This is a genomic window from Streptomyces sp. WMMC940 (assembly GCF_027460265.1).
GTDB lineage: Bacteria > Actinomycetota > Actinomycetes > Streptomycetales > Streptomycetaceae > Streptomyces.
This window is the reverse complement of sequence record NZ_JAPZBC010000001.1, coordinates 1,314,418-1,339,849: the sequence shown is the minus strand read 5'-3', so window position 1 is coordinate 1,339,849 and position 25,432 is coordinate 1,314,418. Positions and strand designations below refer to the sequence as shown.

23 protein-coding genes and 2 pseudogenes are annotated in these 25,432 nt (G+C 71.8%); 14 read left to right on the top strand and 11 right to left on the bottom strand.

From position 1 onward, the window contains the following. The first annotated feature begins 148 nt into the window (after nt 1-148). Entirely contained in the window at nt 149-721 is a 573-nt protein-coding gene (locus O7595_RS06010; protein ID WP_269727689.1) for a DUF4383 domain-containing protein, read from the top strand. A 115-nt stretch (nt 722-836) separates the two neighbouring features. On the opposite strand, the gene O7595_RS06005 is transcribed toward O7595_RS06010, so the two are convergent. Continuing rightward, entirely contained in the window at nt 837-1,214 is a 378-nt protein-coding gene (locus O7595_RS06005; protein ID WP_269727688.1) for an STAS domain-containing protein, read from the bottom strand. Between the two features lie 244 nt (nt 1,215-1,458). Between O7595_RS06005 and O7595_RS06000 the strand changes: the two genes are divergently transcribed. After that, on the top strand, nt 1,459-2,697 hold the full coding sequence (locus O7595_RS06000) for a PP2C family protein-serine/threonine phosphatase (protein WP_443071567.1): 1,239 nt from the start codon (nt 1,459-1,461) through the stop codon (nt 2,695-2,697). 46 nt (nt 2,698-2,743) lie between these two features. On the opposite strand, the gene O7595_RS05995 is transcribed toward O7595_RS06000, so the two are convergent. Together O7595_RS05995 and O7595_RS05990 are read right to left on the bottom strand one after the other, a co-directional pair. Then, nucleotides 2,744-3,265 carry a MarR family winged helix-turn-helix transcriptional regulator gene (locus O7595_RS05995; RefSeq protein ID WP_269727687.1) on the bottom strand — a complete coding sequence of 174 codons (522 nt, stop codon included), beginning with the start codon at nt 3,263-3,265 and terminating at the stop codon, nt 2,744-2,746. Between the two features lie 287 nt (nt 3,266-3,552). Then, nucleotides 3,553-4,053 carry a MarR family transcriptional regulator gene (locus O7595_RS05990; protein ID WP_269727686.1) on the bottom strand — a complete coding sequence of 167 codons (501 nt, stop codon included), beginning with the start codon at nt 4,051-4,053 and terminating at the stop codon, nt 3,553-3,555. A 263-nt stretch (nt 4,054-4,316) separates the two neighbouring features. Between O7595_RS05990 and O7595_RS05985 the strand changes: the two genes are divergently transcribed. Further along, nucleotides 4,317-5,213 carry a YihY/virulence factor BrkB family protein gene (locus O7595_RS05985; protein ID WP_269727685.1) on the top strand — a complete coding sequence of 299 codons (897 nt, stop codon included), beginning with the start codon at nt 4,317-4,319 and terminating at the stop codon, nt 5,211-5,213. Between the two features lie 25 nt (nt 5,214-5,238). Here O7595_RS05985 and O7595_RS05980 read toward each other — a convergent pair whose 3' ends face one another. Continuing rightward, nucleotides 5,239-5,901 carry a pyridoxamine 5'-phosphate oxidase family protein gene (locus O7595_RS05980; protein ID WP_269727684.1) on the bottom strand — a complete coding sequence of 221 codons (663 nt, stop codon included), beginning with the start codon at nt 5,899-5,901 and terminating at the stop codon, nt 5,239-5,241. Between the two features lie 203 nt (nt 5,902-6,104). On the opposite strand from O7595_RS05980, the gene O7595_RS05975 reads away from it, so the two are divergent. Further along, nucleotides 6,105-6,395 (top strand): DUF5133 domain-containing protein, encoded by a 291-nt coding sequence (locus tag O7595_RS05975; protein WP_269727683.1) that lies wholly within the window; start codon nt 6,105-6,107, stop codon nt 6,393-6,395. Between the two features lie 101 nt (nt 6,396-6,496). Here the strand turns inward: O7595_RS05975 and O7595_RS05970 are convergent. Continuing rightward, nucleotides 6,497-6,640, bottom strand: a pseudogene (locus O7595_RS05970) (TerD family protein); the annotation flags it as partial. A gap of 169 nt (nt 6,641-6,809) precedes the next feature. On the opposite strand from O7595_RS05970, the gene O7595_RS05965 reads away from it, so the two are divergent. Further along, a complete protein-coding gene (locus O7595_RS05965; protein WP_269727682.1) occupies nt 6,810-7,220 on the top strand; it encodes a BlaI/MecI/CopY family transcriptional regulator in 411 nt (136 codons plus the stop codon). 4 nt (nt 7,221-7,224) lie between these two features. Continuing rightward, entirely contained in the window at nt 7,225-8,163 is a 939-nt protein-coding gene (locus O7595_RS05960; protein ID WP_269727681.1) for a M56 family metallopeptidase, read from the top strand. A 191-nt stretch (nt 8,164-8,354) separates the two neighbouring features. On the opposite strand, the gene O7595_RS05955 is transcribed toward O7595_RS05960, so the two are convergent. After that, complete coding sequence (locus O7595_RS05955; RefSeq protein WP_269727680.1) at nt 8,355-9,410, bottom strand: sporulation protein; 1,056 nt, start codon at nt 9,408-9,410, stop codon at nt 8,355-8,357. A gap of 439 nt (nt 9,411-9,849) precedes the next feature. Between O7595_RS05955 and O7595_RS05950 the strand changes: the two genes are divergently transcribed. Both O7595_RS05950 and O7595_RS05945 read left to right on the top strand, forming a co-directional pair. Continuing rightward, on the top strand, nt 9,850-11,184 hold the full coding sequence (locus O7595_RS05950; protein WP_269727679.1) for a hemolysin family protein: 1,335 nt from the start codon (nt 9,850-9,852) through the stop codon (nt 11,182-11,184). Further along, nucleotides 11,181-12,206: a hemolysin family protein gene (locus O7595_RS05945; protein WP_269727678.1), complete on the top strand. Its 1,026-nt coding sequence runs from the start codon at nt 11,181-11,183 to the stop codon at nt 12,204-12,206. Before O7595_RS05950 ends, O7595_RS05945 begins: the two co-directional genes overlap by 4 nt. 154 nt (nt 12,207-12,360) lie before the next feature. On the opposite strand, the gene O7595_RS05940 is transcribed toward O7595_RS05945, so the two are convergent. Next, nucleotides 12,361-12,975 carry a transposase family protein gene (locus tag O7595_RS05940; RefSeq protein ID WP_269727677.1) on the bottom strand — a complete coding sequence of 205 codons (615 nt, stop codon included), beginning with the start codon at nt 12,973-12,975 and terminating at the stop codon, nt 12,361-12,363. A 37-nt stretch (nt 12,976-13,012) separates the two neighbouring features. Beyond that, nucleotides 13,013-14,770: a right-handed parallel beta-helix repeat-containing protein gene (locus O7595_RS05935; protein ID WP_269727676.1), complete on the bottom strand. Its 1,758-nt coding sequence runs from the start codon at nt 14,768-14,770 to the stop codon at nt 13,013-13,015. Between the two features lie 655 nt (nt 14,771-15,425). Between O7595_RS05935 and O7595_RS05930 the strand changes: the two genes are divergently transcribed. Next, entirely contained in the window at nt 15,426-15,752 is a 327-nt protein-coding gene (locus O7595_RS05930) for a hypothetical protein (RefSeq protein WP_269727675.1), read from the top strand. On the opposite strand, the gene O7595_RS05925 is transcribed toward O7595_RS05930, so the two are convergent. The 3 genes from O7595_RS05925 to O7595_RS05915 all read right to left on the bottom strand — a co-directional run bounded on the left by O7595_RS05925 (nt 15,742) and on the right by O7595_RS05915 (nt 19,354). Further along, nucleotides 15,742-17,361 (bottom strand): sodium/solute symporter, encoded by a 1,620-nt coding sequence (locus O7595_RS05925; protein WP_269727674.1) that lies wholly within the window; start codon nt 17,359-17,361, stop codon nt 15,742-15,744. The genes O7595_RS05930 and O7595_RS05925 overlap by 11 nt on opposite strands. Then, on the bottom strand, nt 17,361-17,642 hold the full coding sequence (locus tag O7595_RS05920) for a hypothetical protein (protein WP_269727673.1): 282 nt from the start codon (nt 17,640-17,642) through the stop codon (nt 17,361-17,363). The genes O7595_RS05925 and O7595_RS05920 overlap by 1 nt, the downstream gene beginning before the upstream one ends. 422 nt (nt 17,643-18,064) lie before the next feature. Continuing rightward, a complete protein-coding gene (locus O7595_RS05915) occupies nt 18,065-19,354 on the bottom strand; it encodes a PucR family transcriptional regulator (protein WP_269727672.1) in 1,290 nt (429 codons plus the stop codon). Between the two features lie 354 nt (nt 19,355-19,708). On the opposite strand from O7595_RS05915, the gene O7595_RS05910 reads away from it, so the two are divergent. From O7595_RS05910 to O7595_RS05890, 5 genes and pseudogenes are all read left to right on the top strand, one after another. Beyond that, a complete protein-coding gene (locus O7595_RS05910; protein ID WP_269727671.1) occupies nt 19,709-20,572 on the top strand; it encodes an ABC transporter ATP-binding protein in 864 nt (287 codons plus the stop codon). After that, nucleotides 20,569-21,393, top strand: a pseudogene (locus O7595_RS05905) (ABC transporter ATP-binding protein); the annotation flags it as partial. The gene O7595_RS05910 and the pseudogene O7595_RS05905, both read left to right, overlap by 4 nt. A 224-nt stretch (nt 21,394-21,617) precedes the next feature. After that, on the top strand, nt 21,618-22,508 hold the full coding sequence (locus O7595_RS05900; RefSeq protein ID WP_269727670.1) for a branched-chain amino acid ABC transporter permease: 891 nt from the start codon (nt 21,618-21,620) through the stop codon (nt 22,506-22,508). Beyond that, entirely contained in the window at nt 22,501-23,754 is a 1,254-nt protein-coding gene (locus O7595_RS05895) for a branched-chain amino acid ABC transporter permease (RefSeq protein WP_269727669.1), read from the top strand. The genes O7595_RS05900 and O7595_RS05895 overlap by 8 nt, the downstream gene beginning before the upstream one ends. Next, nucleotides 23,751-25,007, top strand: coding sequence for an ABC transporter substrate-binding protein (locus O7595_RS05890; protein ID WP_269727668.1), 1,257 nt, complete (start codon nt 23,751-23,753; stop codon nt 25,005-25,007). The genes O7595_RS05895 and O7595_RS05890 overlap by 4 nt, the downstream gene beginning before the upstream one ends. Nucleotides 25,008-25,432: the final 425 nt, after the last annotated feature.

The window sequence follows — 25,432 nt, the reverse complement described above, 5'->3', positions numbered from 1 at the left end:
ACCGATGCGACTCGTCCGCCCCACCGCGGTGGCGCAGCCTGCAGACGGAGGACCGGTCCGGGAGCGGGGGAAAGCCGGACCGTGACGGAGCGCAACGCGTATCCGGCCGGGCGGAACGGGACCGTCCACGGCCGGGGAGGAGGACACGGTGAGGCTCGGGGACGAACTTCCGGTCGACCACTCTCTCGCCACCGTCTACCGCGCGGGCGCCGCCCTCTGCGGTGCGGTGCTGCTGGTCTTCGCCTGCCTCGGTTTCGCCGACGGGCTCGGCTTCTTCGAGACCGACGGCGCGCGGGTGGCCGGGCTGTCCAGCAACGGCCTGCTCAGTCTGATCTCCCTGTGCGTGGGCCTGCTGCTGCTCGGCGGCGCCCTCGTGGGCGGGAACGCCGCGAGCACGCTCAACATGATCGTGGGTGCGTCCTTCCTGCTCAGCGGATTCGTGCACCTGTTCCTGCTCGGCCGCCCCGCCAACATCCTCGACTTCGGCATGTCCAATGTCGTCTTCAGCTTCGTGATGGGCCTGCTGATCGTCACCTTCGGCATGTACGGGCGGGTCAGCGGCGGGCTCCCGCACGACAATCCCTACTGGCGCGGCCGCCATCCGGAGCAGGCCCGCCGCGAGGCCCGGGCGCCCGGGCGGGCCCTCGGGGGTCCGGTGTCCACCCGCCCGCGGCGCCCCCTCCCCGCCGCCCCGGCCCGAGGCGCCGAGGACCGCCCGTGACGCCCGGCTCCCGCGACCCCCTCGCGCCGGACGTCCCGCCCCGGGGCGAGGCCGTCGTCGCAGGGGCGTGACACGGAGCCCTCCCGGCCCCGCTTCCCTCAGGGAGCCGCGTCCGTCACGGCCGTGCCCCCGCCCGCTCCACGGCGGTGAGCGCCGCCTCGACGTCCTCGTGAACGGCCGTCGTCAGGCTCAGGCCCGTGAGGTCGAACAGCTTGGCGACGGGCGGCGTGGGAGCCGCGAGGTGCAGGTCGCCGCCCGTCGCCCGGGTCTCGCGGGTGGCCCGTATCAGCACGTTCAGTCCGGAGGAGTCCATGAAGCCCACGGCGGACAGGTCCAGTACCAGGTGGCGGCGGCCGTGGAGGGCCTGGTTCGCCAGGTGGTGGTGGAGGAGCGTCGCCGTGTCGACGTCCAGTTCGCCGCGGATCGTCACCAGCGCCGTACCGGGGTCGTGGATCTCGACCTCGACGTCCAGGTTCTGTTCCATGGTGGACATGCCTCCGCTTTCGGATGGTTCGTTCGGCCGGCGCGTCCGTGGCGGGCGCCGCGCGGTGTGAGTCGCACACCCGTGCTGACCGGAGCACGTGTGCCCCGTGTCGCCGTTCGCACACCTCCCCGGGCCGAGTTTGCCGCCCGCATACCGTTGTCGCGTGACAAATGTTGCTTCCGGTTCGTAGAATCACGTGCTCGTGCTCGGCGTCCGTGCCCTCGGAGTCCGTGGATGCGCGCACACTGACGGCATGCTGGGCTTGTACTCCCGGCACGACGAGAAATCGGATGACGTGGACAAGTTCGCTGCCCTCGAGCAGGCCCTGCGCGGTGCCGCTCCCCACACCCTGCTCGATGTGGTGGGCGCCGCTCTCGACGAGCGGTACGGCACCGCCGGGGTGGAACTCCGGCTGGCCGACTACGGATTGCGGTCACTGCAGGCCGTGGCCCCCGGGACCGGCACGTCGGAGCCGGTGCCGATCCACGGCACCCCCGAGGGCCGTGTCTTCGGCTCCCAGGAGCCTCACATCACCGAGGACGGCGGCGGCCGGGTCGCGGTGCACCTGCCCGTCACCGTGCGCGGTGACCGGCTCGGCGTGCTGACGGTGCGGATGGCCGCGGACGCCTTCACCGAGGGCGACCTCCCGGACCTCCGACTGGCCTGCGAGGCGCTCGGCCACGAGATCCTCGTCGCGGAGCGCGACACGGACCTCTACGTCCTGGCCCGCCGTGCGGCACGGCTGACCCTCGCGGCCGAGATGCAGTGGCAGCTGCTTCCCGGCCACGCCTGCGCACGGGACGAGTTCGCGCTCGGCGCCCAGCTGGAACCGGCCTACGCGATCTTCGGTGACAACTACGACTGGTCCGTGTCGTCCGACCACCTCACCATGGCCGTCACCAACGGCATGGGCGACGGCATCGAGGCGGCCCTCCTCAGCAATCTCGCCGTCAACGCCCTGCGCAACGCCCGCCGCGCCGGCCTCGGCCTCGCCGACCAGGCCGCCCTCGCCGACCAGGCCGTCTGGGCCCACTACCGGGGCCGGGCCTACGTGTCCGTGCTGCTGCTGCGCTTCGACTTCGCCACGGGCGAGGTCGAGGTCATCGACGCCGGGTCGCCGCGGCTCTGGCGGCTCCGCGACCGCGAGGTGGAGCCGATCCCGTTCGACGCGCAGCTGCCGCTCGGCATGTTCGAGGAGACGGTGTACGTACCGGAGCGGTTCACCGTGCTCCCCGGCGACCGTCTGGTCTTCGGCAGCGACGGCGTCTACGACGCGGTGTCCCCCGCGGGCGAGTCCTACGGCCTGCGGACCCTCGCCCGTACGCTGCTGGCCACCAGCCTGCTCCCGCCCACCCAGGTCCCCGGGGCCGTGCTGCGTGAGCTCGCCGGCCACCGCGGGGACCAGCCCCTCGACGACGACGCGCTCGTGGTCTGCCTCGACTGGTACGGACGGGGGAGTGGTTCCGGCGGCAGGGCGCACACCGCGGGCTGACCGGGCGGGACGAGACGGCCTGCGCGGTGCGGAGTGCCCTGGGCCGCTACGCGTGCCTCGCGGAACCGCCGTCCGGGCCCGCGCTCCCGGCGCCGCCCGGACCGGGGCTGCGGGCTCCGTCCGCCACCACGGCCTCCCGGAATCCGTGGAGTCCCTCGAGCAGCGCCGCACGGGACGCGGGGTCCATCGCCTCGATCGCCGCCAGCAGGACCTCCTCGCGCTGGGACCGCAACTCCGAGAGGTACGCCCGGCCGTGGCCGGTCAGGCGGATCGTCAGCTCCCTGCGGCTCACCGGGCTGGGGGTGCGTTCCACGAGCCCCATGGCCTCCAGCCGGTCGCACAGCCTGCTGACCGACGACGGCGCCGAGCCCAGGACGTCGCCGAGCGTGCGCAGGTTGATCCCGTCGGCGCGCTCCAGGCTGTACAGCACCCGGAGCTGTGAGGCGGAGACGGCCGAGGCGGTGTCCCTGCCCCGCTCCCACAGGATCTCGAGCATCTCGATGACGTCGCAGGCCGCTCGTGCCGCATCGGTCGCCCGCCGCGAGCGTGGAGCCGGACTCGTGCTCATGCCGTGACACTCCAAATCAGACGTGCTCCGCCGATGCCGCGGACCCGGTGCCGCGCCCCTGCCTCGCGCGCGCCGGCGCCGGACGGATACCGGTGGCCGGGGTTCCGGCGGCCGGCGTCGTCGCGCGGGCACGAGGCGGGTACATGGGCAACCATATCCCTCCCCCCGACTACCCGACCGGCCGCAGATCCTTGTGCCGGTGGGGGAACGATTGGGGAACGATCCGGTGCGGCGGGCGTGAAGAACGCCCGCTCGCCGGACCGCCCGGACGGCGCCCGGCGGGCTGGTCAGGCGGAACGTGCGTCGTCGGCGGGGCGCAACCCCGGTGCGGAGCCCGTCTCACCGAGCGCGTCCCGGAAGCCCGACAGGCCCAGGAGGAGGGACCTGGCCGCGGCCGGGGGCATCGCGGCGATCACTTCGAGCAACGACGCGTCCCTGCGGCTGCGCAGCTCCTGCAGGTAGGTCCGGCCGCGGCCGGTCAGATGGAGCTCCAGCTCGCGCCTGCTGACCTGGCTGGGGAGCCGGCGGACGAAACCGAGCGCCTCGAGCCGGTCGCAGAGCCGGCTGACGGAGGGCGGGGCCGAGCCCAGCAGCTCGCCCAGGGTCCGGAGGTTGATCCCCTCGTCGCGGTCGAGGGTGTAGAGGACACGGAGCTGCGACGCGGAGACCGGCGCGTAGGGCACCTCACGGCCCCGTGTCCACAGGGCCTCGAGAAGTTCGACGAACTCGTGGCCCACCGCCGGGTCGTCGCGCCGGCGGGGCCCGGAAGCAGAGTGGTTCGCGTCCATACCTTCCGACACCCCGAATCGGTCACCCTCATTTCGCGGGGCCGTGGCAGCGCCGCAGATCCAGAGGCAGAGGCCGTCCCCGCCACCGCAACCATATCTTTTTACCGGCCGGGGACACCCGGGGCCACGACACACCCGCTCGATGACGTCCGCGCGGGACGGATGGCCCGGCGGGATGCGGGCAGATGTCGGGGGCCGCCGCCCGCGTGACTCGCCGTCCACGGGCACACGGACCGGGGCACTCCCTCGCGACAGGAGACGACATGCACGGTGACCGGACGCGTACCGGCGGGGCCGTGCCGGACGGCACCCCGTCCGCGGTGCTGCCCCCGCGGGCCGATCTGCTCACCGCCCTGCGCCGGACGCCGGTGTCCGTCTGGAACGACGACGTCATGGACTGGGCCGCGGCACTGACGTACTACGCCGTACTGGCGCTGATCCCCATGCTGCTGGTCACCGTCTCGCTCACCGGGCTCGCCGACGCCACGCAGACCGGTGCCCTGATCGAGCGTGCGGCCGCGCTGGTGCCGTCCCAGACCCGGCCGCTGCTGGAGGGAACGCTGCGGGACCTGGCGGGGCGGCAGTCCCAGGCGCGGCTGGTCGCCTTGATCGGCTTCGTGGGCTCGCTCTGGTCCGCCTCCAGCTATCTGGCCGTCTTCCGCCGGGCCCTGCACTCCATGCACGGCGTCGAGGACGCACGGTCCGCCTGGCGGACCGTGCCCCGTGCGGTCGTCACGGCGTGCGTCCTGCTGGCCGCCCTCGTCTCCAGCGCGCTGGTGCTCACCCTCAGTGGCGAGCTGGCCGTGGCGCTCGGCGGGGCGCTGGGTCTCGACGGGGCGGCGGTCGTCACCTGGGACGTGCTCAAGTGGCCCCTGCTGCTCTGCCTGGCGGCCACGATGGTGCTGGTGCTCTTCCGCTCGGGACCGGTACCTGCCCGAGGGAAGCGGCGGCGGGCGCTCGGAGGCGGACTCGCCGTTCTGCTCTGGCTCGCCGCCTCCGCCGTGTTCACCTCGTACACCGCCCATGTCGGCACCTACGACCGGCTGTACGGGCCGCTGACCGGGTTCATCGTGTTCCTGGTCTGGCTGTGGGTCTCCAACCTCGCCCTGCTTGCGGGCGCGCAGTTCGAGGCCGAGCTCGTCAAGGCGCGGGCGCGGTGACCGCGTTCGCCCGGTGCCGGGCGCCTCACACCGGGGCGCCGGGGTGCGGTGCGCCGGAGGGCCGGGCGGGCGGAACCGGCCCGTACGCCGGGGCCCCGAGCCGCTCGGGCGCGACGAAGTACTCGCCGTCGCGCGGCCGGTCGGTCCGCTGGCGGGGCCGGGGCGCCGGCTCCAGGTGCGGGATGTGCTTCGAGCAGTGGACGTACGCCTCCTCCACCGTGATGTGCACCCAGAACTCGGGCCGGCGCCCCGGAGCGGTGTCCACGGGCAGACCGGGGCACGCCGGCCGCTGCTCCTCGTCGGCCCGGAGCCGTGCCGTCCCGTTGACGTGCAGGCCGACGTGGTCGTGGGTGAAGTCGACGAAGAGCAGGCCGACATGGGGGTTCTCGGTGATGTTCCCGGCGCTGGCGAGCACGCCGTTGCCCCGGTACTCGGGATAGGTCAGCGTGCGGTCGTCGAGCACGGTGACGAAGCCGGGCGGCCCGGCCCGGAAGGTGATGTCGCAGGCGCCGCCGGCGTCCGCCGTCGACAGGAACATCATCGTCTGCCGGGCGACGAAGCCCGCCATCCGCCCGGTGAGGCGTGACTGCACCTGGCGGTCGTAGAAGTTCTCTGCCTGTTCGGCGGTGCCGAGGAGCTGCTGGAGACGGCGCTCGCCGACGGAGCCGGACTCGTGGATGTCGTTCACGAAGGGCTCGGTCTTCCTGTGGGACGTCCGTTCGGGGGGTGGGCCCCGGCACTCTAACGCCGCCGGAACACGGTGTCGTCGACCGTACGGACATACGGGCGAGCTTGTGACGTCGTGTGAGGGACGCCTGAAATGCCGTGCATGCGACGGTGATTCCGGGGCACATGGTGAGCACATCAGAAGAAGGAGTGGACGCTGTGTTGATGCCGGACCCCAAGGCGCTTCGGAGCCTCCTGGCGCGTTACGCGGACCTGCGCATCGCCGCACCGAAGAACGACGAGAACCGTCGTGCTCTGGACGACGTGAGCTACACGTTGTGCGTGATGACGGCCACGAGCACCGTCGCGGACGCGCTCGAACGGGCCGACGCGCTGCTGCAGGGGGCGGCGGCAGCGGGGAAGGTGCCCCCGCCCGCCACCGGCGGTCCGCTCCCCGGACCGTCGAAGGAGACCGCCCAGCCCCGTGACGACAGCGGCATCACCCTCGTCGCCTGACGGGACGTGTCGCAGCGCCGCGCAAGGCGCCGCCCCGGGGCGAACGGCATCGCGCCGTTCGCCCCGGGGCGGTGTTCCGCCGTGCGGCGCAGGGTTTCGCGTCAGACCGCCCCGCCGAAGTCGGAGGCGATGCCGGTCAGCCCCGAGGCGTGCCCCTGGCTCACGGCGCGGAACCTCCACTCGTCGCCGTCGCGCTACAGCTCCCCGAACACCATGGCGGTCTCGGTGGAGGCGTCCTCGGAGAGGAACGTGAGTGCCCGGATGCGGCGGCACGCGGGCGACGGAACTGGGGACACTCGAAGTCTACAGATGTGTAGAAGTCGCCTGTCCGGTGACGCGCCCAGACTCGCCGTGAATCAGTACGATGAGGCGGCGAGGCCGCGAGGACGCCGACGAGGCGGGAGGGAGACGGAGTTGGGCAACCGGGGAACGGGCGGTTCCCTCCCTGAGGGCGGTGGACGCAGACGCGGACAGGGCGAGCTCGAGGCACAGGTGCTGTCGGTGCTGAGGACCGCGCCGGGACCCGTCACGGCCGCCTGGGTGAAGGAGCGCCTGCCCGGGCAGCTCGCGTACACCACCGTCATGACCATTCTGTCCCGGCTGCAGGCCAAGAACGCCGTCACCAGGCAGCGGGAGGGCCGGTCGTTCGCCTGGGAGGCGACCGCCGACCAGGCGGGGCTCGCCGCGCTGCGCATGCGCCGCGTCCTCGACGGCGAACGGGACCGGGAGGCGGTGCTCACCAGCTTCGTCACCTCCCTGTCACCCGAGGACGAGCAGGTGCTGCGCGAACTGCTCGGCCACGCGGACGACGATCCCGAGGAGTGACCGGGTGGGCGTCTTCGTCTTCCTGCCGCTGGTGCTGCCCCTGACGGCCTGGCCGATCGCGCGCCTCGCCGAGCAGCATCTGCACCCCCGCACCGCCACGCGTCTCCTGGCCGGGGTCGGCGCCCTGATGGCCCTGTGCAGCACCCTCTGCCTCGCGCTCATCATGGTGGTGGGCACCGCGCAACTGCCGGGCAACCCGCTCCCGGACACCTGGTCCGACCCCGAGGTGCGCGAGGCGGTGCCGTACGACGAGGTCGTCGGCAAGGCCGCCATCCCCGCGCTGGCCGCCGTGGCGGCGGCCGCGGTCCGTACGGTGTGGCGGCACCACCGCGTCCGGCGCCGGGCGGAGCGCGCCCTGGAAGGGCTGCCGCCGTCCCCCGTCGCGGTGCTGCCCGACGACTCGCCGTACGCCTACGCGCTGCCCGGCGGCCGGGGCCAGGTGCGGGGCCGGATCGTGGTGTCCACCGGCATGCTGGCCCGCCTCGACTCGCGTGAGCGCCGCGCCCTGTTCGCGCACGAGCGCGCGCATCTGGCCGCGGGTCACCACCGCCATCTCCTCGCGGCCCGGCTGGCCTCCCGCGCCAATCCCTTCCTGCTGCCCCTGCACACCGCCGTCGCCTACTGCGCGGAGCGCTGGGCGGACGAGGAGGCCGCCGGGGCCATCGGCGACCGGCGCGTGACCGCCAGGGCGGTCGGCAAGGCGGGCCTGGTGTCCCGGGGCGCCCCGTTCCCGGTCCCGGCCGCTTTCGCGACGGGCCCCGTACCGCGGCGTGTCGCCGCCCTGCTGGGGCCCGTACCGCCCGCCGGGACCTGGCCGCCCGCCTTCACCGCCGCGGGCGCGGCGCTCTGGACCGCCGCGGCGGGGGCGGCGGTTTCCGCGCTGTCGTCGGCGAACTCGGCGGTGGCGCTGTTCCTGGTGCTGAAGGCCGCGACGCCGCTGTAAGGGCTGTCCCGTGCTCCCCAGCGGGCGCACGACGACGGCTGCGGCACCTCGCTGCGTTGTCGGATCGCCCGAATGCACCCGGCATGAGGACGACCCTGCGCCTTGCGATGCACCGCATCTGACGCCGCGCCCTGATCCACCGGAGACCACGGGGCAGCCCTTGGCGCGGGCACGGGAGGATCGGTCGGTCGTCAGCCCTCCTCGCCCTCGCCTTCCGCGTCGCTCCCGTCCGGGCCCTCGTCCTCGAAGGCGTCACCGATCTCGTCCACGACCTCCGCGCCGACGATGCCCGCGCCGACGGCCAGGCCCGCCGCGCCGACGGCCACCGCGGCGCCCGTGCCGGGTCCGTGGTGACCGCCGCGGTGGTGGCCGTGGTGCCCGGCGTGGTGGTGGTCCTCGTGCCCGCCGCCGTGGACGAGGCCGTGGGCGGCGTTGCCGCCGTGCGGCCCGTGCCCGGCGGGGCCGGAGCGGTGCTCCAGCAGATAGTGCAGCCAGGCGCGGACCCTGGTCTTCCAGTCCGTGTCGCCGGCCTCGTCGTGGGCGACGTCGAAACGGGCCGGCGCTTCGTGGCCGTCCGCGGACAGCCCTCCCCGCCGGTCCGCCTCGAGGACCACCTCCACACGGCCCGGTCCGGCGAGGAAGGTCACCTCGACCTCGTCGACCGCGTGGGCGTCGTGCGGGGGCGGGGTGAGCTCGATCTCCTGGTGGAAGGGCAGTTGCTGCCCCGTGCCCCCGATGCGTCCGTATTCGATGTCGGCGGACCGGAAGCCGAAGCCGAGCTGCCCGAATGCCTCCAGTACCGCTTCCTGCACCGGGAGCGGCCGCACGGCCAGCAGGTCCAGGTCGCCCCTGTCCCGGGCGCCGGCCACGCCGAGCTCCGTGCGCACACCGAGCACGACGCCGAGCGCCTGTCCGTGCAACTCGGTCACCGGCGTCTCCCAGGGCACCGTCACCGCGAAGGGGACGACGTGCCGCACGCCCGGGTCGAGCCGGAACCCGCCGCCCACCGTGAACCGCTCGAAGGCGACCTCCGCCTCCCGCTCCCCTTCGCCGGCTTCCCGGCTCTCCGCTTCGACGCGGGCGACGAACTCCAGGGTGATGTGCTCGATCTCGAAGGCGGTGTCCCCGCCCTCGAGCCGGACCTCGCCGGTGAGAGTGCCCCCGGGCGGGACGGCTCCGGGGGCGAGGACCGTGTCGACGGCCGGGCCTCCGACGCCGACCGAGCCGAGCAGTCGCTTGAACACCATCGTGGCGTTCACTCCTTCGTGTGCGGGATTCCTGTGGGACGACGCGGCGATTCCGCGGGGACGGGCGGGGTGGGCCCGCGGGGCACCGCTCCTCGTCCCCGGGAACATCCCGTACCGCGGGAACAACCCGTACCGCCCTGGCGTTATCTACACGCATGTAGAAGCATAGGAGGGGAGCACCCGCCGCGGCCCGTACACACCGGGCGCGGCACCGGAACGGCCGAAAACGCCCTACGGGTGGCCAGTGCAAAGGGAATGGCCAGTCGCTTTACCCCTCCTTTACCATGGTTCGGCGGACACTGTCCCGACCATGACCCCAACAGGGCCGATCCCGGTCCGTCGAGCCACGAAGGAGCAGCAGACCCGCAATGGGTGAACCTCCCAGTCCCAGCCGTGCCCCGTCCCGCCCACCGTTCTCCAAGGGCCGGGAGGTGGCACGGTGACCGAAGTGCTCCTGCTGCTCGTCGCCCTGGCGCTCACGCTCGCCTGCGCCGTCTTCGTCGCGGCCGAGTTCTCCCTCACCACCGTCGAACGCGGTGAGCTGGAGCGTGCGGCGCGGGCCGGCGACCGGGGCGCCGAGAGCGCCCTCAAGGCCGTGAAGCGCCTCACCCTCCAGCTGTCCGGTGCCCAGCTGGGCATCACCGTGACCTCGCTGGTGATCGGCATGCTCGCGGAACCGTCCGTCTCGGCCCTGCTGCGCGGCCCGCTCGAGGCGGTGGGACTGCCCCCCGGCGTCGTCCCGACCGTGTCGACGCTGCTCGGCGTCGCGATCTCGACCGTCGTCCTGATGGTGGTCGGCGAGCTCGTGCCCAAGAACTGGGCGATCTCGCGCCCGCTCGCCGTGGCCAGGGTCGTGGCCGGGCCGCAGCGCGGCTTCACCGCCGCCTTCGGACCGCTGATCCACCACCTGAACAACACCGCGAACCGGATCGTGCGCCGGTTCGGGCTGGAACCCGCCGAGGAGCTGGCGTCGGCCCGTACACCCGAGGAACTGATCGCGCTCGCGCGGCACTCGGCCCGGGAGGGCGCCATCGAGGCCGACTCGGCGGAACTGTTCGTCCGCACCCTGCACCTGGGCGAGCTGACGGCGGAGAACGTCATGACGCCCCGCGTCGACGTCCGCGCCCTCGAAGTGCACGCCACGGCGGCGGACGCGGCGAACCTCACCCTCGCCACCGGCCTGTCCCGCTTCCCGGTCTACCGGGACAGCCTCGACGAGGTCATCGGCACCGTGCACATCCGCGACGTCCTCGCCCTCGACGAGGACAAGCGGCCGCTCACGCCGATAGCCGACCTGGCCACCGCGCCCCTCCTGGTGCCGCACTCGCTGCCGGTGGACAAGCTCCTCGGCCGGCTGCGCAGAGCCCGTACCATGGCCGTGATCATCGACGAGTACGGGGGCACCGCCGGCGTCGCCACCGTCGAGGACATCGTCGAGGAGGTCGTCGGTGAGGTCCGCGACGAGCACGACCCCCACGAGACGCCCGACCTGGCGCCCGCCGAGCCCGCGCTCGACGGCCGTCCGGTGTGGCACGCCGACGGCAGCGTCCGTATCGACCAGCTCCGGGAGATCGGCTTCGCCGCGCCCGACGGCCCGTACGAGACCCTGGCGGGACTGATCGCCATGCGGCTGGAGCGCATCCCGACCACCGCCGACCGCCTCGACGTCGACGGCTGGCGGCTCGCCGTGCTCCACACCGAGCACCACCGTGCCGACCGTGTCCGCATCACCGCCCCCGCCGCCGTGGCGGAGAGCGTGGAGGAGACCCGATGACCACCCTCCAGTTGCTGATCGGTGCGTTCACCCTCGTCACCAACGCCTTCTTCGTCGGGGCCGAGTTCGCCCTGATCTCCGTGCGCCGCAGCCAGATCGAGCCGGCCGCGGTCAAGGGCAACCTGCGTGCCCGGAGCACCCTCTGGGGGATCGAGCACCTGTCCGCGATGATGGCCACGGCCCAGCTCGGCATCACCGTGTCGTCGCTGGTGCTGGGCGCCGTCGCCGAACCGGCCATCGCCCATCTGCTGGAGCCCCCGTTCCACGCCATCGGCGTCCCGGATGCGCTGATCCACCCGATCGCGTTCGTCATCGCGCTGACGCTGGCGACGTATCTGCACATGCTCTTCGGCGAGATGGTCCCGAAGAACATCGCCCTCGCCGCCCCGGCGCCGACCGCGCTGCTCCTCGGCCCCCCGTTGGTGGCGCTGACCCGGGCCCTGCGACCGGTGATCTTCGGCATCAACACCTTCGCCAACGCCCTCCTGCGGCTGCTGAGGGTCGAGCCCAAGGACGAGGTCGCCTCGGTCTTCACCGACGACGAACTGGCCCGCCTGGTCAAGGACTCCAGCGAGGCCGGGCTCCTCGAACCGGAGGACGGGGAGCGACTGCAGGACGCGCTGGAACTGGGCACCCGGCCGGTCGGCGAGGTGATGGTGCCGCTCAACAAGATGCTCACCGTCGGCGCCGGAATCACCCCCCAGGGCCTGGAAAGGGCCTCCGTCGCCAACCGGTTCTCCCGGCTGCCGGTGGTCGCGGAGGGCGGTGCGATCCTGGGCTACCTGCACATCAAGGACGCGCTCGGCGCCGCCGACCGCACGAAGCCCTTCCCGCGCACGGCCCTGCACCCCATCATCAAGGTCGCCATCGACACCCCTCTCGACGACACCATGACCGCCATGCGGGGCGCCGGCACCCATCTCGCCGCCGTCACCGGCACCAAGGGCACCGTCATCGGCTTCGTCACCATGGAGGACGTCCTGGAGGAACTGGTGGGCCCCGCTCCCGACGCGGTCGCCTGATCGGCGAACCTCCGACCGCGCACCGCACGGAGCCTCCGCCAACTTGAAGTCGCAGGTCAAAGGGCTGGTGTGACCGCTCCTCGGGGCGCTCATGCTGGTTGTGGGCGGGAGTCCACGGCGAAGATCATCCGTCAGCGGTTGACTTCGAGGTTCGTCAAGACGAGCAGGGCGCGCAGGAGCTGGGTGGCGCGGGCGGGGTCGGTGCGCAGCTTGGTGAGGATCCGCCAGTTCTGTAGGTGGGCGAAGCCGTGCTCGACCGGCGCGCGTCCCACGGGAGGACGCGGTTGGCTTCCTTCTCGCCTGGGGTGAGCTTGTGGGTGCGGCTGGCAGCGTAGCCGGTGACGATCACTGGGTCGAAGATGTCGTTGTCCAGGCCGCGGAAGCCGAGGTCAGCCAGCGCCCCGAGGCCGGCGGCGCGCAGGTGGGCCAGGATGTGGTCGTGGCGGGCGGCGGTGTTGTCGTGGGTGCGGCCAGGCCGCGCGGCGGATATCCAGATCAGGCGTCCCTTCTCGTCGGTCAGGGTGGGGAAGTGCAGGCCATGGGTTCGGTGCTTGCCGGAGTAGTTCCGTCGGTCGGCGCTGCGTGTACGGCGCTGGGTGCGGATGAGGGTGCCGTCGATCAGGACCACCTCCCCGCCCTGCCCGGCGACCTTCTTCAGGACGCGGTCCAGGCGCGGGGCCTGGGCGGCGAGCAGTCCGATCAGCTCCGCCCGGCCGGTGCCCGTGGCCGCCCCCGGCAGGGTGCCGGGGGCGGGTGCGGGGTGATTCATTGCTTTGTATGGCAGTTTTCCTTGTTTGGTGGGGGTGTCAGCCGAAGCAGTTCGGGACGGGGTTGGCGCTGCCCTCGCAGTTGGTCGGCACGTTGTCGATGATCTTGATCTTGCCGTGGGTGGTGACGGTTCCGTTGTTGTCGATACCGCCGGGCGCGGTGTCGGAGGTGTTGTCGGTGACCTCGACGTCGGTCAGGTTCAGGACTTCGACTCCGACGTAGATGCCGCCGCCGGTAGCACCGTCGCTGGGAGCCTGGTTACCGCTGACCACCGTACGCTGAAGGGCGAGATCGCCGTCCTGGTAGATGCCGCCGCCGTCACCTTCGAAGGCGGTGTTGCCACGGAAGCGGCTGTCCGAGATCACCGTGTGGGAGTTGCCGTCGGCGTAGAGGCCGCCACCGTCGTCGCTGGTATTGCGGGCGACGGTACTGCTGCGGACGTACAGGCTCCCGACGCCGTCGTTGTAGAAGGCGCCGCCACCGCTTTCGGCGTAGTTGTAGAGGAAGGCACTGCTGTCGATGTCGGTCGCACCCGCAGGGACGTAGAGGGCACCACCGGCGCCGCTGGCGGTGTTGCTCTTGAACAGGCTCTTGTCGATGGTCGTGGAGCCGGCGCTGTAGATGGCGCCGCCATCGCCGGCGGTGTTGCGGGTGAGTTCCGTTTTGGCGATGTCGAGTTTGCCGTTGTCGTTGTGGATCGCGCCGCCGTCTTCGCCGGAGTTCTTGCTGAGGGTGCTGTTGCGGATGGTGGTGATGCCCTGGTTGTAGATGGCGCCGGCGTTGTCGGTGCTCGTGTCGTCGACGGTGTTGTTGTGGAGGGTGGTGTGGTCGAGGGTGAGGCGGCCGGCGGCGTTGACGTTGATGGCGCCGCCGTCCTCGTCGGCGGCGGCTTTGCCGCGGGTGAGGGTGAGGTGGCGGAGTGTGAGGTCGCCGCCGGTGCCGACTTCGAAGATGCGGAACTGGTCGGCGCCCGCGGCGCGGGCGATGGTGGCGCCGTTGCCGTGGATGGTGATGGGCTGGATGATCTCGGGAAGGCCGTTGCCGTCCTGGTTGGCGGTGAGGGTGTAGGTGCACTTCTCGGCGAGCGAGAGGGTTCCTCCGCCGTCGCTGTTGGCGTCGATGATCGCCGAGATCAGGTCGTTGGGGTCGCAGCCGACGGACCTCGCCTTGTCCCCGGCCTCGCGGGAGTCCCGGTGACCGTCCTGCCCCTGGCGGCCGGATTCTTCGTGGCGGCCGCTCTGCCCGTCACGACCGCGGTCGCTGTCGTTGTCGTGGTCGGTCTGTTCGCCGTGGTCGCCTTGCCCGTCATGGCCGCGGTCGTGGCTGCTGTGTCCCTCGGGGCCGTTCTGTCCCTCGGGGCCGTTCGGGTTGCCGGCGCGCTTCTGCGTGTCCGCGGCCGCCGGGCCGGGCTTCCCCTCGGGCTCGCCGGAGTGGCTCTGGTCGGCGCTGCTCTCGTCGTGGTCTTCGTCCGCGTCGCTGTCGTCGTGGTTGCCGGAGTCAGTGGTGTCCGGGCCCGTTCTCACGTCCCTGCTGCCTGCGTGGTCTTCGGTGTTGTCGCTGTCGTTCCAGCCGGGGTTTCCGGCGTGTTCGGCCCAGTAGTCGGCGTCCTTGTCGTCCTCGGTGTCCTCGGCGCTTCCGCCGCGGGTCGTGGCGTCCTTGGCGGGTGCGGGCTGGGTCGTGCCCTTGGCCTGGTCGGCCGCCGCGGAGGCGGTCTTCGCTCCCGCCTTGTCGTCGTCGGTGACGGCGACCAGGGCCGTCGTGCCGGCGATGGTGGCGAAGCCTGCGGCCGCCACCACGGCCGTCTTCCAATGCCGGCTCAGTGTCGCCGGCCGTGCGCGATCAGCGTCATCTCTACCCCGGGATCCGAACATCCGACACGCTCTCCTTCTGTGATGGGCCGTCACCGCAGCGCCCGAGCGCCAGCGGGTGCATCAAAACACAGAAAAAGTCGCAAATACGATAATCGGGTGGAAGGTGGGAGTGTCGGTCGACGTGACCGGCCCATCGGCCCGGCACTCGAGCTTTCGAGGACACCGCGCTCTGGTTCACCTTCGCCGGATACAGCGCCCGGGAAGCAATACCTTGGCTCCTACGGCGTCGTCAGGATGCTCGACGAGAGGCGCTGGGAACCGAGGAAGGTATTCCACACGATGGCAGCCAGATACCAACGCGGCTGATGTACCAAGAGGTTCTGTCCCTTGGCAGCCCCCGCTCTGCAACCCCCGATCATCCGTCGCACTGGGGATCGGGATGACGGATGATCTACTGCACAGACTGCCGCCCCTGACCAGCATGAGCACCCAGAACAACCGTCAGACCAGCCCTTTGACCTGCGGCTTCACGTTGGCGGAGGCTCACGGGGGGCCGCTCCACGCTGCTCGAGCTCTTCCGCGGCGAGAACCACGGCAAGCTCGTGCTCGCCGTCGCAGGCGAGTGAGACGGATGGCACCCATGGAGCTCAAGGGCGCGGGTGTCGTGGTCACCGGCGCCGGGTTCGGGCCATCGGGGTCGCCCGGCGGCCCGGTGCTCGACCCCGAGGTCGTGGCCGACGAGGTGATGAAAGGACTGGAGGGCGGGCGGTTCCGGATCCTTCCCCACGGTGAGGTACGGGACCATCGCGCCTTCCGCGCGAGCGACACCGACCGGTGCTGCGCGGGATGCGGCGCCTGCGTCGACGTATCGACGACGTCGCCGCGGGCTGAACGCCGCACGGGGCGGCGGCCGGTGGAGCGTGTGAGGGCGCTCCACCGGCCGCCGCATTCGTGCGTCACGCCCTGACGGGCTGCTCCGGCAACGCGGTCGCACGCCGCTGTCCCGTGACGCTCCCCAGCCAGCCGAGCAGGAACGCGACGGGCAGCGACACCAGGGCGACCGTCTGCAGCGGGAACCAGGAGATGTCCCATTCGGGGAACAGTGCCATCGGGCTGCCGGAGAAGACGGGGCTCACGACCTGGAGTCCGAGCGCGCAGCCGAGACCTCCGTACAGCGTCCACAGCAGCCCCCTGTGCGTGAAGCCGCGCCAGAACAGCGAGTACACCAGCGCCGGGAGCAGGCAGGAGCTCGCCACCGCCAGGGAGATCGTGGACAGGAATCCCATGTTCCAGCCCTGCACCCACACCGCGAGGCAGATGCTCAGCACTCCGACCAAGGCGGACGCGATACGGGCCGCGGCCACTTCCCGGCCCTCGGTCGTGCGCCCGCGGCGGAAGACGTTGGTGACGAGGTCGTGGGCGACCGAGCCTGCGGCCGCCAGCGTCACGCTCGCGACGACCGCCAGCGTGGTGAGGAACACCGCGCAGGAGACCAGCACGACGAGCCATGCCTCGCCCGTCTGCGCCGACGAGCCGACCGCCAGATCGCCGGTGAGCATCAGCAGGCTGCTGGTGGCCCCGGGGTCGGCGGCGAGGATCTTCGGGGCGCCGATCAGCGCCGCGGCCCCGAAACCCAGCACGGTGGTGAGCAGGCAGATGGCACCGACGATGGCGATGGTGTGGCGGACCGTACGGCGTGCCGTGGCGGTGTCGGGCGCGGTGTTGAGCTGGGTGGCGACATGGGGCATGCAGGCGACGCCCAGTACGACGGTGATCATCAGACCGATGAAGTCGAGGGTCCCCTCGACCGGGCTGCTGGCAGCGAACCGCAGGCCCGGACGCATATAGCCCTCGGGACGGCCGCTGCCCCGCCCGGCGGCCTCGATGAGGGAGTCGGGGCTCCAGTGGAAGCGGTGGAGCAGCACCGCCGCCACGGCCACGGCCATGGCGAGCAGGATCACCGTCTTGATCACCTGGATCGCGATCATGCCGCGCATCCCGCCGAAGGCCGTGGCGCAGACGACGAGGGTGCCGATCATGACGATGGCGGTCTGCTCGGCGCCGGGACCGGACAGGCCGAGCAGCATGGCGGTGGTCCTGCCCGCACCGGAGAGCTGGACGATCAGATACGGGACGCACGCGCTCAGCGTGACGACGGCGACCGCGATCCTGACCGAGGGCCCCGGGGCCCGCAGGGCGAACGTGTCGCCGAGGGTGTAGCTGCCGCGTTCCCGCAGCGGGCCGGACAGCAGGAGCAGGACGCCGAGCGACAGCACGGTGCACAGGGCGATGAACAGTCCGTCGAAGCCGAAGACCGCGACGGTTCCCGTCGTGCCGAGCACGGTCGCGGCGGAGAGGTAGACGCCGGTGAGGACGAGGGCGCCCTGGACGGGTCCCAGCCCGCGGCCCGCCGTGTAGAAGTCGTCGACCCGGTCCCGCTCGGGTCCGTTGAGCACGCAGATGAGCAGGATCGGGACGATGAAGGTGAGGAAGCCGACGAGAACCCAGGAGCGGGTGTCCGTGTCCAGGTCGAGGGTGCCGGGACCCCCTGCGGCGAGCAGGATCTGAGGAAGCATCAGTGCTCCTCCGCCGACTCGTACGCGGCCTCCTCGTGGGTGGCGCGGTCGTAACGCGCCGCCGTCCACAACAGGAGCGAGCCCTGCGCGAGAAGGGCGACGACGCCGAGGTTGATCTGTCCGGCGACAGGGGTGGCCAGCAGGTCCTCTGCGGCGCAGGCAAGCAGGAGATGGACCGTGAAGGTCACTCCGTTGACGAGCGCGAAGGATCTGCTCACCCGGTGGGGCCGGGGTCTTTGATGGAAGCGGGGGGTGTGCGGATGGGCGTGCTGATGGGCCATGGAGCTCTCCTGGCGGGCAGGGATGCGCGCGCATCGCTTCGCTCGGGCGATGCCTGGCGAGGCACCGCCCCTTGACGAGGGCTCACCAGAGCACGTACCGACCGGTCAGTCCATGCGCCTCGGACACCCCGCTGTCCGCTCCCAACGCCGTAGGGGCGCGACTGTGCTGATGCCCATTCGGCCATCCGCGGTAAGGAATCCGGCCATGGTGATACGCGTGCGGGGAGGGGCGTACCGGCCGTGCGGCCGTACGCGTGCCGGGAGTTGCCCACCGCCGTGCGGCCGTACGCGTGTCGGGAGTTGCCCACCGCCGTGCGGCCGTACGCGTGCCGGGAGTTGCCCACCGCCGTGGAGCCGTACGCGTGTCGGGAGTTGCCCACCGCCGTGCGGCCGTACCCGTGCCGGACGGGCGTACCGCGGCTTCAGCTCTCCGGGTCGGAGTCCCAGGCGTCCCCGCAGCCGAGGACGGCAGCAGGCCCGAGCAGTTGGAGCGTGTCGAAGGCGAGCGTGAGCCGTACGAGGTGGCGGGGGCGGGACAGTTCGAGACCCGTGATCTGCTCGAAGCGGCGCAGCCGGTTCAGCACCGTGTTGCGGTGGCACAGCATGTGCCGGGCCGCCTGGACCGCGGAGCCGCCCTTCTCGATCCACACTCCGAGCGTGTCGATCAGCGTTTCGCGGTCGGCGGGCTCCAGGTCGTACAGCGGCCGGAGCACTCGGGCCAGCTCGGCGGACAGGTCGGGCCGTGAGACCAGCAGACCGTCGGGTAGACGGGCGTCGAGCTGGGCGACCTCCCCGTCCGCGCGGCAGGTGCGCAGGGCGAGTCCGGCCAAGTCCCGCGCCCGGGGCAGGTTCTTCAGGCCGTGGACGACGGGGCTGATGCCGATGCGCATGCCTGGTCCGGCGTCGAGGGCGGAGGCGAGCGCGTCGAGTGGGCGGTCGCCGAGGTGGGCGACGAGCACATCGCGCTGTGCGCCGACGTGGCGCAGGACGCGCATGCCGGGGATCTCCGGAACGGCGTCGGGTGCTCGACCGAAGGGCGGCGTGGCCCGCAGCTCCGCCACCGCGAAGCGTCCGTCGGGCGGCAGATCGAGGATCGACGCGGCGTCCCGGATGAACGCCGGGTCGTTACGGCTCTCCAGGACGGCGGCGAGGATCAGGCGCATCCGCTCGTTGTGCCGGCTGGCCACGCCCTTGGCGACCTGCCGGTAGGCGTCGGCGACCAGGACGGCGTCGCGGTCGTTCATCTTCCACACCAGCTCCGCCACGTGCACGAGATGACGCTGGTCGCCGAGCCCGTCCCGCTCCACGACGCTGATGATCCCGCTCCAGACCTCCGAGCCGGCCACCCGGAAGGCGTGCATCACCTCGTCGAGGGGGCGGCCCTCCTCGGCACGGCGTATGCCGAGCTCACGGGTGTAGCGCTCGATGTCCACGATGCGGCCCGGGTCGAGGGCGGCCTCCAGCGCGAAGCGGATGCCGGTGTCCGCGGACTGCTTGAGGTCGGGCGGCGAGAGTACCGGGTCGGCGTAGTACGGCACCTCGGTGCGGATCTGGTGCACCACGGAGTCGGTGAAGGAGGCGCCCCGCCCGAGAAGGCGCCGGCAGGCGTGGTCGAACAGCTGGAGCGGCGAGGGCTCGGCGGCGGCTTGGGGCAGCGGACCGACGGTGGTGACGCGAGGGCGGACCGAGCCACGGACGGAACTGGTGTGCATGGACCCTCCAGACGGACGGGGCGTGCTGGGACACCACGGCGGGTCGCCATGTCTTGTGCTGCGCGGGTAGCAGGTGCGGGTGCTCCACCGGTCGGCGATCGGCGTGTGGCGGCGGCGCACCTTCAAGGAATCCACATGCTAAGCAGTCGGTCACGTATTGGGGCGGGACCTCTGCCAAATCGTGATGACCCACGCACAGCAGGAGGTACGGATTGTGCCCCCTCACAAGCGCGGCGCGCCCCGGCTGGGAGCTGACAGCGGCTCGTTCCCCGTCCATGGACGCCCCGCCCCCGCCGTGTTCCCGTAGCGCTCCAGTCCGGCGCCCGCTCGCCGAGAAGCAAGGAGAACGCCCAGATGAGCCCACCAGAGACCGAGGCCGGGACCCTCCGGGTCAGTGATCTGCACGTCAGCTACGGACGGTCCGTGCAGGCGCTCCACGGGGTGTCGCTGACCGTCCCGCAGGGCCGGATCGTCGCCGTGCTCGGCTCCAACGGCGCGGGCAAGTCCACACTGCTCCGGGCGGTCTCCGGGACCCTCGCCCTGCACCGCGGCACGGTCGACAGCGGCACCGTGCACTTCGACGGCGTACGGCTGAGCGGCGACGCCACGCGGTCCGTCGCCGCGGGGGTGGTGCAGGTGCCCGAGGGCCGGCGGATCTTCGGCGCCCTGTCCGTGGAGGACAACCTCAAGGCCGGGTTCCTCGGGTCGGCACGCCGCTCGCGCGCCGAGCTGCGAGCCGACCGCGACCGTGTCTTCACGCAGTTCCCGGTACTGGCCGAACGCCGGCGGCAGGCCGCCGGGCTGATGTCCGGCGGAGAGCAGCAGATGCTCGCGATGGGCCGCGCGCTGATGGCCGGGCCACGCCTGCTCCTCCTCGACGAGCCCTCGCTGGGCCTCGCACCGCTGATGGTCCGACGCATCGCGGAGATCATCCGTGAGATCAACGCCCGGGGGACCTCGATCCTGCTCGTCGAGCAGAACGCCGCCATGGCGCTGGAACTGTCCGACCGCGCGTCGGTGCTGGACGTGGGCCAGGTGCGGCTGGAGGGGGCCTCGGCCGATCTCGCCGCGGCGGACGAGGTGCGGCGGCTGTATCTGGGCGAGAGCTACGAGACCGGCTGCGGCGCGCCCGACGCCGACGCGCGGTACGCGACGTCCGCGAGCACTCCGGCCGTGACCGGACCGGGACTGACCGAGCTCGGCAGGTGGAACGGATGAGCGTCGACGCGACGGCCACCACCCCCGAGGCCGCCACGGCCCCAGGACCGGACGCGGGGCCCGACCCGGTCCCGGCCCTCACGGTCGAGAACCTGACCGTGCGCTTCTCCGGCCTGGTCGCCCTCGACGACCTTTCCTTCACGGTCCCGCCCGGCACGATCCACGCCCTCATCGGCCCCAACGGCGCGGGCAAGTCCACCTGCTTCAACGTCATCTCCGGCGTCTACCGAGCCACCGCCGGAAGCGTCCGGTACGCGGACAAGGACCTCACCCGCCTCGCACCCCACCGCATCGCGCAGCTCGGTGTCGCCCGCACCTTCCAGAACATCGTGCTCACCCACGGGACAGTCGCCGACAACCTCATGCTCGGCCGCCACCGGCTGACCCGGGCGGGCTTCACGGCGAGCGCGCTGCGACTGCCGCACACGGTGCGCGAGCAGCGCCGCCACCGGGAGCGGGCCGCCGAGATCGCCGACTTCCTGGGGCTCGGCCCCGCATTCGACAAGCCGGTCGCCGGGCTTGCCTACGGTGACCGCAAGCGGGTGGAAATGGCGCGCGCGCTGTGCATGGAGCCTCAGTTGCTGCTGCTCGACGAGCCCGTCGCCGGTATGCACCCGACCGAGCGTTCGGCGATGGCCGAGACGATCGCCCGGGTCCGTGACGCCCTGAAGATCTCGATCCTCATCGTCGAGCACGACATGGGCCTGATCATGAGGATCGCCGACTCGGTGACGGTGCTCGACTTCGGCCGGCTCATCGCTGACGGACCGCCCGAGCGCATCCAGAACGACCGGGTGGTCATCAGCGCGTATCTCGGCACTCCGGTCCAGGAAACAGAACCGGGTCCAGAGTCCGGCCCGGCACGCGAACCAGAACCCGGTCCGGCACCCGAGGCGGAAGCCGGCCCGGCACCCGAGCCGGAGCCCATCCCGGCACCCGAGCCGGTGGACGGGACCGAACCGGACGGCGAGCCGGACCCGGGACGTGCCACGGCCGCCGCCTCGGACCCCGCCAAGGACACCGAGTGCGACTCGGAGGAAGAATCATGATCAAGTTCGCCGAAACCGTCCTCAACGGACTCGCGCTCGGCTCCGTCTACGCGCTGATAGCCCTGGGCTTCGTCGTGATCTTCAAGGCGTCCGGCGTCATGAACTTCGCGCACGGCTCCCTTCTGCTCTTCGGCGGCTATGTCACGGCCCGCCTCCACGAGGCCATCGGCTTCATCCCCGCCGTCCTCGTCGGCGCCGTGCTCGCCGCGGCACTGGCCGGCCTTGTGCAGCTCCTGGCCGCCCGCGGCCTGCGCGGCGCGGAGATCCACACGCTGACGATCCTGACCATCGGCGTGGACGTCCTGCTCAGCACCGAACTCAACCGGCAGGTCGGTGCCGACTACCTCACCATGGGCGACCCCTGGGGCGCCGATGTGACCCGGTTCGGCAGCATCACCGTCGCCGATGCGCGGATGGCGAGCATCGTCGTCGCGGTCGTCGTCATCGGCGCCTTCTTCGCCGCCTTCCGCTGGTCCCGCTGGGGCCTGTCCATGCGGTCCGCGGCCGCCGACCCGGAGGCCGCGGCGCTGATGGGGATACGGCTTGACCGCGTACGCCTCATCGCCTGGTGCGTCGCCGGGGCACTGGCCGCCGTCGCCGCCGTGTTCCTGGCCGCCTTCCCCGCACCGGGACTCGATCGCACGACCAGTCAGATCGCCCTGAGTGCCTTCCCCGCGGCGATCCTCGGCGGCATGGACTCGGCCGTCGGCGCGCTCGTCGGAAGCCTGGTGATCGGCCTCACGGCGGCGATGGCCGCCGGCTACCAGAACGAACTCAGCGTCCTGGGCGCCGGATTCCCGGATGTGGCCCCCTACCTCGTGATGGTGCTCGTGCTCCTGGTCAGGCCCACCGGCCTCTTCGGATCGAAGGAGCTGACCCGTGTCTGACACCCGCGCCACTGCCGAACCCACGAAACCCACGGAACCTACGGGCACCGTGACGGCTCCCGCCGCGGCCCCCCATTCCCCGTCCGCCCCCGGCAGTCGGTCCGGCAAGGTCTCCCCGCGCGGGCGGCGTGCGGCCACCCTCGCCGCAGGCGTGCTGGTCCTGCTGGCCCTGCCCTTCTACGTCAGCTCCTTCTGGCTCCAGACGGGCCTGTTCGCCATGGCCGCCGTCATCGGCGCCATCGGGCTGAACCTGCTCTCCGGGACGACCGGACAACTCTCCCTCGGCCACGCCTTCTTCCTCGCCGTCGGCGCGTACGGCTATGTGTGGCTGGCGTCCGAGCCGTCCGGTACCGGCTCCAGCAGCCTGTACGGCCTCGGGCTCCCGCCCGTGCTCGCCTTCGTGCTGGCCATCGTCCTCGCCGGTGCGGCGGGCGGCCTCTTCAGCCCCATCTCCGGCCGGCTGCGCGGCATGTACCTGGGCATCGCCACTCTCGCCCTGGTCTTCCTGGGCCACCACATGATGCTCAACGCCCCGCATGTCACCGGCGGGTTCAACGGCCGCTCCGTACCGCCGCTGGACATCCTCGGCTTCTCCTTCACCGACACCTCACCCGACGGTCTCACCGTCATCGGCGTCCCCTTCGGCGGGCTGGAGCGCCTGTGGTACGTCGGCCTGGCCCTGGTCGCCGTGGCCTGGCTCGCCGCGCACAACCTCCTGCGCGGGCGCCCCGGCCGCGCACTCGGCGCCGTACGCGACAGCGAGGTCGCCGCGGCCGTCATGGGAGTCCATCTCACCCGCTACCGCGCCTCGGCGTTCATCATCTCCTCGATGTACGCGGGCGCCGCGGGTGCCCTGCTGGCCCTGGTGTTCAAGCGCGTCGTCCCCGACCACTTCGGGCTCCTGCTGTCCATCGACTACCTCGCGATGATCGTCATCGGCGGCCTCGGCTCGGTCGGCGGCGCGGCCTGCGGCGCGGTCTTCGTCGCCCTGATCCCCCACCTGCTCACCAAGTACGCCGACGACCTGCCCCTGCTCACCGCTCCCGGCACCACGGGATCGGGCGTGTCCCCGGGCGACGCGGCCCGCTACCTCTACGGCACCGCGATCGTCCTCGTCCTGATCTTCGCCCCCGGCGGCCTGGCCGGACTGGCCCACCGACGGCCGCGCCGCAAGGGCGACGGCTCCCCCCGCACCCGGCGTTCCCCTCTCCGCACCCGCACCACCCCGAAGGAGCACACCCCGTGAGACACACCCGACTCGCCCCGGCCGCAGCCGTCATCGCCGCACTCGCCCTGAGCGCCACGGCCTGCAGCACCAAGAGCGGAACCGACGCCAACAGCGCCGGCAGCGACGGCATCAAGACCGGCCCCGGAGTGACGGAGAAGACCATCACCCTGGGCGCGCTGACCGACCTCACCGGCCCGTACGCCTCGCTCGGCAGGAGCATCGTCAACGCCCAGCAGCTGTACGTCGACCAGCTCAACGCCTCCGGCGGCATCTGCGGCCGGACCGTCGAGATCACGGTGAAGGACCACGGCTACGACGTGCAGAAGGCCGTGTCCGCGTTCACCGAGACCGAGCCGAACGTGGCCGCCGTGTCCCAGATGGTCGGCTCTCCCGTGGTGTCCTCGCTCCAACAGGAGCTGGAGTCAAAGCACCTGCTCACGTTCCCGATGGCCTGGGCCTCCACCCTGCTGGGCCGCGAGTACGTACAGGTGGTCGGTTCCACGTATGACGTCGACATGATCAACGGCGTCGACTTCGTGGTCCGCACGGCCAAGCTGAAGGCGGGCGACAAGATCGGCCACGTCTACTTCGAGGGCGAGTACGGCGAGAACGCGCTCGCCGGTGCCACGTACGCGGCCGAGAACCAGAAGCTGACGATCGTCGGGCAGAAGATCAAGCCCACCGACCAGGACCTGACCGCCCAGGTCACCGCCCTCAAGCAGGCCGGCGTCAAGGCGATCCTGATCAGTGCCGGCCCGCGCCAGACGGCCGCCCTGGTCGGTACCGCGGCCGCCGCGGGCTTCGCCGTCCCGGTCCTCACCAGCTCGCCGGGCTTCGCCCCGCAGCTGCTGGCGACCCCGGTCGGTCCCGCCCTGGAGAAGATGCTCCAGGTGGTGAGCCCCGCCCCGGCGTTCAGCGCCGACAACCCGGCGATGAAGAAGCTCGCCGACGACTACAAGGCGAAGTACCCGAAGGACCTGCTCGACGCCGGTGTCGTCAGCGGCTGGAACGCGATCAGCGTCCTCGGCGAGGACCTGAAGGCGGCCTGCCGGGCGAAGGACCTGACCCGCGAGGGCATAGCGGCGGCTCACCGCAAGCAGTCCGAGCTCACGGTGCTCGGCGTGCCGCTGGACTTCTCGGACCGCGCCAAGCCGGCGACGTACCAGTCCTTCATCCACAAGCCGGCGAAGACGGCCCCCGGCGGCCTCGCGAACGTCGAACCGGCCCGCGAGGTCCCCGCGGCGAAGACCTACACCCTGCCCAAGGGCTGAGCCGCCCCGACGGTCCGGATGCTGACCGGCGGCTCAGCATCCGGACCGGGAAGAACGCCCGCCCGGTCCCTCGGCTGCAGCGGCAGTCCACGACGCCGCGGGTCGGCCCGTGCAGCTCGTCCGGCGACGGCAGACGGCGCCGGAACTTCTCCCGGTACCGCGCGAGGCCCTCGGCGTCCGCGCCCGAGAGGTCTCTCGGCGCGGGTGCGGGGTGCTGTGGGCTGGAGGACATGGCCCCATCACGGCGGCCGGAGAAGTGCTGCGGGGTTCGTGGGCGCCACCTGGGAGGCCCTGACCTGCAGAAATATGGGTGATCAGGTCTCTGGGCATCTCGAAGAGGACGAACAACGAGCGGCGCGGGACGCCCTCCTTCGGCTGGCACGCACCCTCGAGACGTACACCGATGGTGCCGATGACGATCCGGC